11 protein-coding genes and 1 pseudogene are annotated in these 10,634 nt (G+C 70.8%); 4 read left to right on the top strand and 8 right to left on the bottom strand.

All coding sequences use genetic code 11. The features are described from left to right. Positions 1-163: 163 nt before the first annotated feature. The 3 genes from KIH74_RS22515 to KIH74_RS22505 all read right to left on the bottom strand — a co-directional run bounded on the left by KIH74_RS22515 (position 164) and on the right by KIH74_RS22505 (position 3,286). The gene (locus KIH74_RS22515) at positions 164-700 is read right to left on the bottom strand and encodes a DinB family protein (RefSeq protein WP_214158093.1); all 537 of its coding nucleotides are present in this window, start codon (positions 698-700) and stop codon (positions 164-166) included. A 76-nt stretch (positions 701-776) separates the two neighbouring features. Beyond that, positions 777-1,229, bottom strand: coding sequence for a VOC family protein (locus tag KIH74_RS22510; RefSeq protein WP_214158092.1), 453 nt, complete (start codon positions 1,227-1,229; stop codon positions 777-779). A 14-nt stretch (positions 1,230-1,243) separates the two neighbouring features. Beyond that, positions 1,244-3,286 (bottom strand): MDR family MFS transporter, encoded by a 2,043-nt coding sequence (locus tag KIH74_RS22505; RefSeq protein ID WP_214158091.1) that lies wholly within the window; start codon positions 3,284-3,286, stop codon positions 1,244-1,246. Positions 3,287-3,441: 155 nt separating this feature from the next. On the opposite strand from KIH74_RS22505, the gene KIH74_RS22500 reads away from it, so the two are divergent. Then, a complete protein-coding gene (locus tag KIH74_RS22500; RefSeq protein ID WP_214158090.1) occupies positions 3,442-3,963 on the top strand; it encodes a GNAT family N-acetyltransferase in 522 nt (173 codons plus the stop codon). Here KIH74_RS22500 and KIH74_RS22495 read toward each other — a convergent pair. Beyond that, entirely contained in the window at positions 3,879-4,412 is a 534-nt protein-coding gene (locus KIH74_RS22495; protein ID WP_214158089.1) for a thioesterase family protein, read from the bottom strand. The two genes, KIH74_RS22500 and KIH74_RS22495, sit on opposite strands and share 85 nt — an antisense overlap. Before the next feature lie 196 nt (positions 4,413-4,608). On the opposite strand from KIH74_RS22495, the gene KIH74_RS22490 reads away from it, so the two are divergent. Then, entirely contained in the window at positions 4,609-5,217 is a 609-nt protein-coding gene (locus KIH74_RS22490; RefSeq protein WP_214158088.1) for a histidine phosphatase family protein, read from the top strand. A gap of 4 nt (positions 5,218-5,221) precedes the next feature. On the opposite strand, the gene KIH74_RS22485 is transcribed toward KIH74_RS22490, so the two are convergent. From KIH74_RS22485 to KIH74_RS22475, 3 genes and pseudogenes are all read right to left on the bottom strand, one after another. Beyond that, positions 5,222-6,088, bottom strand: coding sequence for a PIG-L family deacetylase (locus tag KIH74_RS22485; protein ID WP_214158087.1), 867 nt, complete (start codon positions 6,086-6,088; stop codon positions 5,222-5,224). A gap of 90 nt (positions 6,089-6,178) precedes the next feature. Beyond that, a pseudogene (locus KIH74_RS39290) lies at positions 6,179-6,253 on the bottom strand (DUF1768 domain-containing protein); the annotation flags it as partial. A gap of 133 nt (positions 6,254-6,386) precedes the next feature. Then, entirely contained in the window at positions 6,387-7,562 is a 1,176-nt protein-coding gene (locus KIH74_RS22475; protein ID WP_214158085.1) for an acyl-CoA dehydrogenase family protein, read from the bottom strand. Between the two features lie 51 nt (positions 7,563-7,613). Here KIH74_RS22475 and KIH74_RS22470 point away from each other — a divergent pair, with 51 nt between their 5' ends. Further along, positions 7,614-8,978 carry an NAD-dependent succinate-semialdehyde dehydrogenase gene (locus tag KIH74_RS22470; RefSeq protein ID WP_214158084.1) on the top strand — a complete coding sequence of 455 codons (1,365 nt, stop codon included), beginning with the start codon at positions 7,614-7,616 and terminating at the stop codon, positions 8,976-8,978. A 57-nt stretch (positions 8,979-9,035) separates the two neighbouring features. Here KIH74_RS22470 and KIH74_RS22465 read toward each other — a convergent pair whose 3' ends face one another. Beyond that, entirely contained in the window at positions 9,036-9,638 is a 603-nt protein-coding gene (locus tag KIH74_RS22465; RefSeq protein ID WP_214158083.1) for an acyl-CoA-like ligand-binding transcription factor, read from the bottom strand. Between the two features lie 155 nt (positions 9,639-9,793). On the opposite strand from KIH74_RS22465, the gene KIH74_RS22460 reads away from it, so the two are divergent. Next, the gene (locus KIH74_RS22460; RefSeq protein WP_214158082.1) at positions 9,794-10,621 is read left to right on the top strand and encodes a mycofactocin-coupled SDR family oxidoreductase; all 828 of its coding nucleotides are present in this window, start codon (positions 9,794-9,796) and stop codon (positions 10,619-10,621) included. Positions 10,622-10,634 lie beyond the last annotated feature (13 nt).

Genomic DNA, 10,634 nt, shown 5'->3' with positions numbered 1-10,634 from the left:
TCCGCCGGGCCGCTCTCGCGTCCCGCCGAAAACCCTCGGAAGACACTACCAGCTCCCCCGGCGTGTCTCGACCACATCCGCACCACCTCCGCGCGGACGCCGTCACGACGGGGTAACGGCGCCGGGAGGTTCACCCGCCCGGCGTCGTCCTCAGGTTGCCGGCTCAGGTGGCCAGGGCGGCGGAGGAGGCGCGCAGCAGACGCAGGGTGCCGATCTCGGCGGCGTTCTTCATCAGCTCCGCGTTCACCCAGGCCGCGGTGTCGGCGACGGTGCGCCCGGTGTCGGTGGGCCACGGGAACGACGACGGGCCGTCCAGGACGTCGTCCCCCAGGTGGTCCAGCACCTCACGCCACCGCACGCCGAGTTCGCGCAGCCAGGTGACGGCGGGCTCGCCCACCCCCGGCCACGGCACCAGGGAGGGGTCACGGGCGTCGAGCCCGGCGGCCTGATCGACCACGGCGTTCAGCCACCAGCCCAGGTGCCAGCTGGTCCAGGCAATGGTCGGGGTGGGGATCGGGTCGGGTTCGCTGTCGGCCCAGTCGGGGGTCCAGGTGCCGTCCGGGCCGGGGTGCATGGTCCAGCTCAGCGGTCCGGGCTCCCAGAGGAAGTCGGCGTCTTCCAGGCGTTCCAGGTGGTACTCGAAGAACGACCAGGCCAGGTCGAACTGCCAGCGCAGCAGGTCACGTCGGAGGGACTCCATCCGCCGACCCTGCCACGTGATCAACTCCGCGGCAACGAGATCCGGGGGAGCACAATCGGGTGGGATCAGGTGGCGATCAGGTGGCGCAGAACTCGTTGCCCTCGGGATCGTTCATGATCCACCAGTGCCCGGCCGCGCCCTGATCGAGCTCGTGCACGCGCACGGCCCCGAGTGCCTCCAGCCGCTTGACGTGTTGTTCCAGCTCACCGCCGTCCCGATGGACGTCGAGGTGCAGCCGGTTCTTGCCGGAGCGGGGTTCGGGCACGTCCTGGAACAGCAGGCGACGGCCCTGCCCGACGCCGGTGAAGGCGTCGAACGGCTCGTCCGGGTGCCGGATGCCGACCAGGCCGCGAAAGTGCCGGCGGCCGTCGTGCTCGGCGACCGCGGCCTCGGGCAGCTGCCCGGCGGCGAGCAGGTGCTCGATGAGGCGGGACTGGTCCTCCACCTCGTACTCCAGCGCGGCCGCCCAGAAATCGGCGAGCTCGGGCGCGTTACGGCTGTCGACGACGACCTTCCACCCCAGGGCCATGGTGGTCGTGTCTATCAGACTCGGTGGCTCTCTCGCTGCTGCTCGACGATGACGCGGCGGGCGATCCGGTGCACCGCCTCGCGGGTGCGGACCTCGAAGTCCTCGCGGTCGGCGCCGCCGAACTCGTCCGCGAGCTGGTCGCGGATCCAGGTGACCCAGGCCTGGGTGAGCAGGGTGACGATCTCGGAGCCGGATGCGGTGAGCCGCAGGGTCTCGCCGTCCCGGGTCAGGTGACCGTCGTTGATCACGCCGTCGTAGAACGTGGTGAGCACGCCGTGCGGCACGCCGAGATGGTCCTCGATGTCGGTGGGGGTGGTGCGCTGGTCGAGGGCCACCTCGCGCATGTGGACGCCCATCAGGGCCCAGGCGGTGGGGGCGTCGACGCCGGCCCGGGAGCGGGCGAGCACCTCGACGGCGGCCTCCGGCCGGTGCCGGACGATCTGCCCGATCATCGTCTCCAGCTGGGCGTCGGGGGTCTGGTCGGCGGGCATGGCGAAGCCCTCGCCGGTGTGCCTGACCGCTTCGCGGGCGGTGCCGCGCAGCTGGACCTGGGGCAGCACGAGGGCCACGAGGAAGCCCACCACCGCGACCGGCACGCTCCACAGGAACATGGTGTGCAGGGTGTCGGCGTAGGCCTGGATGATCGGCGTGCGGGTGGCCTGCGGCAATTGGTGGACGGCGGACGGCGTCGCGACGGCGGAGGCCGGTACCCCGGCCTCGGCGAGTGCCGCGGGCAGGGAGTCCGCGAGCCGGTTGGCATAGATCGTGCCCATCACCGAGGCACCGAACGAGCTGCCGAGGGTGCGGAAGAAGGTGACGCCGGAGGTGGCCGAGCCGAGGTCGCGGTACTCCACGGTGTTCTGCACGATGATGGTGAGAACCTGCATGGACAGGCCGATCCCGGCGCCGAGCACGAGCATCGCCAGCGACTGCACGGCGACGGGGGTGCCGGCGTCCATCGAGGCGAGCAGGAACAGCCCGACGCCGGTGACCGCGGTGCCGGCGATCGGGAAGATCCGGTAGCGGCCGGTGCGGCTGACGGCCTGTCCCGAGGCCAGAGCCGTGACCAGCAGGCCGAGCACCATCGGCAGGGTGCGGATGCCGGACATGGTGGCGGAGGCACCCTGCACGTATTGCAGGTAGGTGGGCAGGAAGGTGATGGCGCCGAGCATCGCGAACCCGACGATGAAGCTGAGCAGTGAGGCGATCGAGAACACCCGCGAGCGGAACAGCCGCATCGGCAGGATCGGTTCCTCGGCGCGCAGTTCCACGAGCACGAAGACGACCAGGGCCAGGGCCGAGCCGGCGAACAGGCCGACGATGGTGGCCGAGCCCCAGGCGTACTCCACGCCGCCCCAGGAGGTGGCCAGGGTCAGGCCGCTGGCGCCGAGCGCGATGAACAGCACCCCGAGGTAGTCGACGCGGGGTCGGGCGGCGGTGGCGATGCCGGGCACGGCGCGGGCGGCCATCGCGATCACGACGATCGCCAGGGGCACGTTGACGTAGAACGCCCAGCGCCAGGACAGGTGGTCGGTGAACAGGCCGCCCAGCAGCGGGCCGATCACCGTGGTCACGCCGAAGACCGCGCCCAGCGCGCCCTGGTAGCGGCCGCGTTCGCGCAACGGGATGACGTCACCGATCAGGGCGGTGGCGGTGACGGCGATGCCCCCGCCGCCGATGCCCTGCACGGCGCGGGCGGCGATCAGCATGCCCATGTTGTCGGCCAGGCCGCAGAAGAACGAGCCGACGACGAAGATGACGACGCTGACCTGGAACACCGTCTTGCGGCCGAACAGGTCGCCGAACTTGCCGGTCAGCACGGTGGCGATGGTCTCGGCCAGGATGTACGCGGTGACGACCCAGCTCATGTGACCGGCGCCGCCGAGGTCACCGACGATCGTGGGCAGGGCCGTGGACACGATGGTCTGGTCGAGGGCCGACAGCAGCATGCCGAGCACGATGGTCGCGAAGATGACGTTCATCCGGGCGCGGGGCAGGGCCGGCGGCGCCTGGTCGGTGCCCCCGGCCGGACCGGGGTCGTCGGGACCGCTGCTCATCCCCGCCTCCTCGCTGTGCCCACCCTGTGCCTTCGGCGCCCATGCTCTGCCTGCGACGGCCGGGGCGCCCGGCGGCGTCATCCGTTCTGCGTAGAGCCCGGGCGGCGGACGACGGGGCACGGGAGGGCGCGGGCGCGCGATCGTAGGATCACCGTATGGCTGACTGGAGTTTTCGCCCCGCGACCGCTGAAGACGTGCACCGGATCGCCGATCTCAAGGTTCTGGTGATCCGCGAGCACCTGGAGCGGCTGCGTCCGTGGAGCGAGGACTCGGCGCGGGAGTACCTGTACGTGCGTTACGTGCCGGGCAACACCCGGATCATCGAGGTGGCCGGGGAGTTCGCCGGGTCGGTGGCGTTGCGGCAGGAGCCGGACTGCCGGTGGATCGAGCAGTTCTACCTCTACCCGCGGTTCCAGGGGCGGGGCATCGGCGGCGCGGTGCTGGGGGCGTTGCTGGAGGAGTGCGACGCCGACGGTCAGGTGGCCCGGCTGGACGTGCTCCAGCGCAGTCCGGCGCGGCGTCTGTACGAGCGGCACGGGTTCGTGCTGGAGCACGAGGACGAGCTCGACGCGTTCCTGATCCGGCAGCCGCGTCAGGGGTTTTCGGGGGTGGAGGAGATGCGGACGCTGTCGGCCCATTCCTTCACCCAGACCGGAAGTTCCAGCCCGGCCGGCTGACCGCCGGCCGACTCCAGCAGCTCGACCTGCGGCACCGAGCCGCCGGTGCGCCGGAGGAAACGCACCTGCACGACCGCGCGGGCCATGGTCTGGCCGGCGGCCACGAAGGTCTGCTCCAGGTAGGAGGAGCGCTCGTCGAAACCCAGCAGCCGGGTGTGCACCTCGAACTTCTGCCACAGCCTGAGCGAGCGCCGGTAGGTGATCGTCTGCGCCGTCACCACCGGGTACCAGCCGCGCCGGCCGACCTCGGCCCAGTAGCCGGAGCGCACCATCAGGTCGAGCCGGGCCAGGTCGCACAGCCCCAGGTAGCGGCTGTTGGTCATGTGCCGGAACACGTCCAGGTCGTTCGGCAGCACCCGGAACGGGGTGCGGGATCCCTCCCACAGCGACACCTTCGGCCGCAGCCGGGTGAGCAGGGTGGACAGGAACAGGCGCACGAAGAGGTTCATTCAGACTTCCCGGTCGGGCCGCGGCGGACCGACCGCGCCGCTGCGCTCGGCCCCGCCATCCTAGAAGACACCATCCCGGCTGATCGGCGGCCCGGGGTGGTGCATCTCTCCCGCCCCAGACCCGGACCGGCCCGCCGGGCCGGTCCGGGTCTGGGTGAAGATGGGGACTCAGGTTCCCCACACGACAAGGTTCTCCATGCGTCTCCTGCTCATCCGTCACGGCCAGACCCACTCCAACGTGATCGGCGCCCTGGACACGGCGCGACCCGGCGCGGACCTCACCGACCTGGGCCGCGAGCAGGCCGCATCGCTGGTGGAGCGGCTGCGGCAGGAGCCGGTGCAGGCGCTGCACGCCTCCACCCTGGTGCGCACCCAGCAGACCGTGGCGCCGCTGGCGCGTGACCGCGGGCTGGAGGTGACGATCCACGACGGGCTGCGCGAGCTGGACGCCGGCGAGCTGGAGATGAACACCGACAACGAGTCGGTGGACCTGTACGTGAAGACGGCGATGAGCTGGGTCGAGGGTCTCACCGACGTGCGGATGCCGGGCGGCCCGACGGGCGCCGAGGAGCTGGGCCGCTACGACCGGGTGATCGAGCAGATCGCCGCCTCCGGTGTGGCGTGCGCGGCCGCGGTCAGCCACGGCGCGGTGATCCGGACCTGGGTGGGGGCCCGGGCCGGCAACGTGGACGCGGCCTACGTGGCCGCCCACCCGCTGCTGAACACCCAGGTGGTGACGCTCGTGGGTGACCCGGCGAGCGGGTGGACGGTGGAGGACTGGGGCTGGGACCAGCCGCACGTCTGACGAGTCAGCGCAGCCCGTCGAAGAGGTCGGCCTCGGGTGTGGGGGCGCCGGTGGTGTCACGCACCCGCTGGAAGGTCTCGACGCCCATGATGCCGGTGAAGCGCTCGACGCCCAGACCGAGGAACATGGCGCTGTCGGACTGGCTGCCGTGGGCCGACAGCGCCTCGAACTTGGCCTGACCGTAAGCCTTCACGTCGACCCAGGTGGTCAGCTCGTCGTCGGGCAGGCCCATCGGCAGGCGCTCACCGGCGGCGAGCTTGGCCTCGATCGCGGCCTCTTCCCTGGCCATCTCGGCCTGCTCCGCCTCGGTGCCGAACTCGCGCACCAGCTCGCCCCAGATCTTCATCTGCGAGTAGGGCGGCGACGACCAGTACACCTTGGCCGGCTGCCAGCCCTCGGCGGCGAGCAGGTCGAGGGCGGCCATGGTGACGCGGTTGGCCTGGATGTGGTCGGGGTGGCCGTAGACACCGTTCTCGTCGTAGGTGACCACGACGTCGGGACGGTGGGTGCGCAGCAGCGCGGCCAGCCGGTCGGTGGCCTCGGCGAACGGTGCGGTCCAGAAGGCGCCCGGCAGGTCGTTGTCGGGCCAGCCCATCATGCCCGAGTCGTGGTAGCCGAGGCGCTCGACCACGTCGATGCCGAGGATCTTGGTGCTGCGCTCGAGTTCGGCGGTGCGCACCGCGGCCACCGCCTCGGGCTCGTGGCCGGGCTCACCGGGCTTGACCCCGCCGGGCCCGTCGCCGCAGCGACCGTCGGTGCAGGTGACCAGCACGGTGCGCACGCCCTCGGCGGCGGCCTTGGCATACACGCCACCGGTACCGGTGGCCTCGTCGTCGGGATGGGCGTGCACAGCCAGCAAGGTCAGGGTCACGCCGACGAGCCTAGCCGCGGGCACCGACAGAATCGGGCGGGAACCGGCCGCTACGCCCTGGGCGCATTATCCGCGCGTGGGAATAGGAGGTCACAGGCGCTCCCGCACCTCCGTCAGCGCGAAACCCAGCAGGTTCAGCCCTTTCCAGCGGGACGGGTCGGCGGCGGCCGAACGTCTTCGCCTGGGCAGGGCTGCTCGCGGCCGGCGCCCGGCCCGGTGCTGCGCCTGGAGAGCCGTCCGGCGCTCGTGCGGGTCACTCCATCTCATACCGTCGTCCTGACCCGATCGTCATGACGATTCACCGGAAGGCGTCCAGGCCGGTCATCGCCTTCCCGATCACCAGGGTGTGCATCTCGACCGTGCCCTCGTAGGTGAGTACCGACTCCAGGTTGTCCATGTGCCGGATCACCGGGTACTCCAGCGAGATCCCGCTCGCGCCGAGGATCGTGCGGGCGGTGCGGCAGATCTCCAGGGCCTGGCGCACGTTGTTCAGCTTGCCCAGGCTGACCTGGGCGGGCCGCAGCGTGCCGGCGTCCTTGCGGCGGGCCAGGTGCAGGGCCAGCAGCACGCCCTTGGTGTACTCCAGCTGCATGTCGGCGAGTTTCTGCTGCGTCAGCTGGAAACCGGCGACCGGCCGGCCGAACTGCTCGCGCGACAGGGAGTACCGCAGGGCGGTGGCCAGGCTGTCGCGGGCCGCGCCCATCGCGCCCCAGACGATGCCGAAGCGGGCCTCGTTCAGGCACGACAGCGGCCCGGCCAGGCCACGCACCTCGGGGAACACCGCGCCCGCGGGCAACCGCACGTCGTCCAGGAGCAGTTCGCTGGTGACCGACGCGCGCAGCGACATCTTGTGCCCGATGTCGTGCGCGGCGAACCCCGGTGCCGACGTGGGGACGGCGAAACCCCGGATCCCCTCGTCCGTGCGCGCCCAGATCACCGCGACGTCCGCGATCGAGCCGTTGGTGATCCAGGTCTTGCGGCCGTTGAGCACCCAGTCGCCGCCCGAGCGCCGGGCCGAGGTGCGCATCGCCGCCGGGTCGGAACCGTGGTCGGGCTCGGTCAGGCCGAAGCAGCCGATCGCCTCACCGGTGGCCATCCGCGGCAGCCACTCCTGCCGGGTCTCCTCGGTGGCGTGCCGCCACAGCGCGTACATCGCCAGCGAGCCCTGCACCGACACCAGCGAGCGCACGCCGGAGTCGACGGCCTCCAGCTCCAGGCAGGTCAGGCCGTACTGGGTGGCGCTCGTCCCGGCGCAGCCGTAGCCGGTCAGGTGCATGCCGAGCACGCCGAGGGCGCCCAGTTCGCGGGTCAGGCCGCGCGGGTCGTCGACGGCGCCACGCTCGAACCATCCGGCGACGTGCGGGGCGATCCGGGCCTGCGCCATGGTGCGGACGGCGGTGCGGATGTCACGCTCGTCGTCGGTGAGCAGATCGTCGAGTCCGGCGAGGTCAATGGCCACATCGATGGGGTCCATGGGCCAAGGTTAAGCTCGCTGCCACCTCGACCCCAGCAGATGGAGACCCGCATGAGCCCCAGCCAGCCGTCCTACCAGGTCACCGACCCCGCCACCGGCGAGGTGCTGAAGACCTTCCCGTTCGCGACGGACGCCGAGATCGAGGCCGCGATCGGTGCCGCCGACACCGCCTACACGGCGTGGCGCGAGGTGCCGATCGCCGAGCGCGCCGCGATCGTGCAGAAGGTGTCGGACCTATTCGGTGAGCGTGCCGAGGAGCTGGCGCGGCTGTCGCAGCAGGAGATGGGCAAGGCCTTCGACGAGGGCAAGGAGGAGTCGGAGTTCAGCCAGGCGATCTTCGGCTACTACGCCACCGAGGGCCCGCGGCTGGCGGCCGACCAGAGCATCCCGGCGGCCGACGGCGGCACGGCGGTCGTGGAGCGCCGCCCGGTCGGGCCGGTGCTGGGCATCATGCCGTGGAACTTCCCGACCTACCAGATCGCCCGGTTCGCGGCGCCGAACCTGGTGCTGGGCAACACGGTGATCCTCAAGCACGCCGAGAGCGTGCCGCAGGTGGCCCTGGCCGTGCAGCAGATCATGCGGGACGCCGGGGTGCCGGAGGGTGCCTACGTCAACGTGTTCGCCACGCACGAGCAGATCGAGACGATCATCGCCGACCAGCGCGTGCAGGGCGTGTCGCTGACCGGCTCGGAGCGGGCCGGTGCCGTGGTGGCGCAGCTGGCCGGCAAGCACCTGAAGAAGTGCGTGCTGGAGCTGGGCGGCTCGGACCCGATGGTGGTGCTGGACTCGGCGGACGTGCCGAAGCTGGCGCAGACCGCCTGGGACTTCCGGGTGTACAACAACGGCCAGGTCTGCAACTCGAACAAGCGGATGATCGTGATGGACACGGTCTACGACGAGTTCGTGGCCGAGCTGACCGAGAAGGCGCGGGCGGTGGACGCTTCCGGGCACGCCCCGATGTCGTCGCGGCGGGCCGCCGAGTCGATCGACGAGCAGGTGCAGGAGGCCGTGTCGAAGGGCGCGACGCTGCACGCCGGCGGTGTGCTGGGCGAGGGCCCGGCGGCGAAGTACTCCCCGGCCGTGCTGACCGGCGTGACCCCACAGATGCGGGCCTTCCACGAGGAGCTGTTCGGGCCGGTCGCGGTGGTCTACAAGGTGAGCAGCGAGGAGGAGGCCGTCGAGCTGGCCAACGCCACCCGGTTCGGGCTGGGCGGCTCGGTGTTCAGCGCCGACGTGGAGAAGGCCAAGCGGATCGCCCGGCGTCTGGACGTGGGCATGACGAACGTGAACACGCCCGCCGGTGAGGCCGCGGACCTGCCGTTCGGTGGCACGAAGAGCTCGGGCTTCGGCCGGGAGCTGGGGCCACTGGGCTTCGACGAGTTCTGCAACAAGCGGCTGTACTACGTGGCCGGCTGATCGAGGAGCCAGACCATGACGGACGGCGGGGAGCTCGTGACGGGCTCCTCGCCGTCCTCAGTTCTGCACCACGAAACGCGGGTCGGGCGGCAGGAACAGGGAGAGCGCCTGGGCCAGGTGGTCCTCCAGCTCGGTGCCGGGGTTGTCCACCCAGAACTCGCTGCCGGTGAGCATCGCCGCGACCAGGGCCTGACCGACGGCGAGCGCGAAGAACCCATTCTCCTCGGTGCGGGTCTGCCGGGCGGCGAAAGTGCGTGCGGCGCCGCGCCATCCGCTGAACGCGCTCCACAGCTGGGCCTGCACGGCGGGCACACTGAACACCAGGCGGGCGCGGTTGAGCGCCCACTCGCGTTTCTGCGGGGTGGTGATGCGCATGACTTCGAGCGCGGCCTCGGTCAGCACCTCGTCGTAGGGGCGCGCCGGGTCGGCCTGGTCGAGCAGCGCGAGGAAGGCCTCGTCCTCCGCACGGGTCTCCACCCAGAGCACGTCGGCCTTGGAGGAGAAGTAGCGGAAGAAGGTGCGCCGGCTGACGCCCGCCGCGGCGGCGATGTCCTCGACCGTGACGGCCTCGAAACCCCGTTCCAGGAACAGCCGCTGGGCGGTCTGCGCCAGTTCGTGGGCACTCGTCGTGGCCGGCCGACCACCGAGAGGTCTTGTCATGGCGGTCATCGTGGCGCCCGGGCAACCCTCATGACAAACCGTGACATTATTCGGTGCATGTGAGGCTGGACAGGGGCAAAGCACCTGCCCTAAGTTGCGTCACGCCGTGCCATAACTGGGGTTCGACCCCGCAACTCAGGAGACGAAGGAGCGTCATGGGCCGCTTTGAGGGCAAGGTCGCATTCATCACGGGTGCCGCCCGCGGACAGGGCCGTAGCCACGCGATCAAGCTGGCCGAAGAAGGCGCCGACATCATCGCCGTCGACATCGCCGACCAGGTCACCACCGCTCCCTACCCGACCTCCACGGCCGAGGACCTGGCCGAGACGGTCAAGGCCGTCGAGGCCCTCGACCGCCGGATCATCGCCCGTACGGCCGACATCCGCGACCTGGCCGCACTGACCGCCGTCGCCAAGGAAGGCGTCGCCGAGTTCGGCCGGCTGGACATCGTGCTGGCCAACGCCGGTATCTCCAGCATGGGCCCGCTCCTGGACCTGGACGAGAACACCTGGCAGGAGATGATCGACATCAACCTGTCCGGGGCCTGGAAGACCCTCAAGGCCACCGTCCCCCACATCATCGACGGCGGCCGTGGCGGCTCCGTCGTGATCACCAGCTCGCTCGCCGCGATGGTGGCCAACGGCAACAACGGCCACTACTCGGCCGCCAAGGCCGGCCTGGTGTCACTGATGAAGACGGCCGCCAAGGAGTGGGCGCCGCACAACATCCGCGTCAACACGATCCACCCGACCACGGTGCAGACGCCGATGATCATCAACGACGCCACGTTCCGGCTGTTCCGCCCGGACATCGAGAACCCCACCTACGACGACTTCATCGTCGCCGCCAACACGCTCAACGCCCTGCCGGTGCCCGTCACCGAGGCCATCGACATCACCAACGCGGTGCTGTACCTGACCTCCGACGAGGGCCGCTACGTCACCGGCACGACCATGGTGGTCGACGCCGGCGGCGCGCTCTGAGCTAGAACAACCC

Origin of the sequence: Kineosporia corallincola (genome assembly GCF_018499875.1) — a bacterium.
GTDB lineage: Bacteria > Actinomycetota > Actinomycetes > Actinomycetales > Kineosporiaceae > Kineosporia > Kineosporia corallincola.
The sequence above is the reverse complement of the archived record's forward strand: the minus strand, read 5'-3'. Positions and strand labels throughout refer to the sequence as shown.

Bases quoted from the DNA above. Each gene is read 5' to 3' on its own strand.
- KIH74_RS22515 (WP_214158093.1), bottom strand. From the start codon at position 700: ATGGAGTCCCTCCGACGTGACCTGCTGCGCTGGCAGTTCGACCTGGCC.
- KIH74_RS22510 (WP_214158092.1), bottom strand. From the start codon at position 1,229: ATGGCCCTGGGGTGGAAGGTCGTCGTCGACAGCCGTAACGCGCCCGAG.
- KIH74_RS22505 (WP_214158091.1), bottom strand. From the start codon at position 3,286: ATGAGCAGCGGTCCCGACGACCCCGGTCCGGCCGGGGGCACCGACCAG.
- KIH74_RS22500 (WP_214158090.1), top strand. From the start codon at position 3,442: ATGGCTGACTGGAGTTTTCGCCCCGCGACCGCTGAAGACGTGCACCGG.
- KIH74_RS22495 (WP_214158089.1), bottom strand. From the start codon at position 4,412: ATGAACCTCTTCGTGCGCCTGTTCCTGTCCACCCTGCTCACCCGGCTG.
- KIH74_RS22490 (WP_214158088.1), top strand. From the start codon at position 4,609: ATGCGTCTCCTGCTCATCCGTCACGGCCAGACCCACTCCAACGTGATC.
- KIH74_RS22475 (WP_214158085.1), bottom strand. From the start codon at position 7,562: ATGGACCCCATCGATGTGGCCATTGACCTCGCCGGACTCGACGATCTG.
- KIH74_RS22470 (WP_214158084.1), top strand. From the start codon at position 7,614: ATGAGCCCCAGCCAGCCGTCCTACCAGGTCACCGACCCCGCCACCGGC.
- KIH74_RS22465 (WP_214158083.1), bottom strand. From the start codon at position 9,638: ATGACAAGACCTCTCGGTGGTCGGCCGGCCACGACGAGTGCCCACGAA.
- KIH74_RS22460 (WP_214158082.1), top strand. From the start codon at position 9,794: ATGGGCCGCTTTGAGGGCAAGGTCGCATTCATCACGGGTGCCGCCCGC.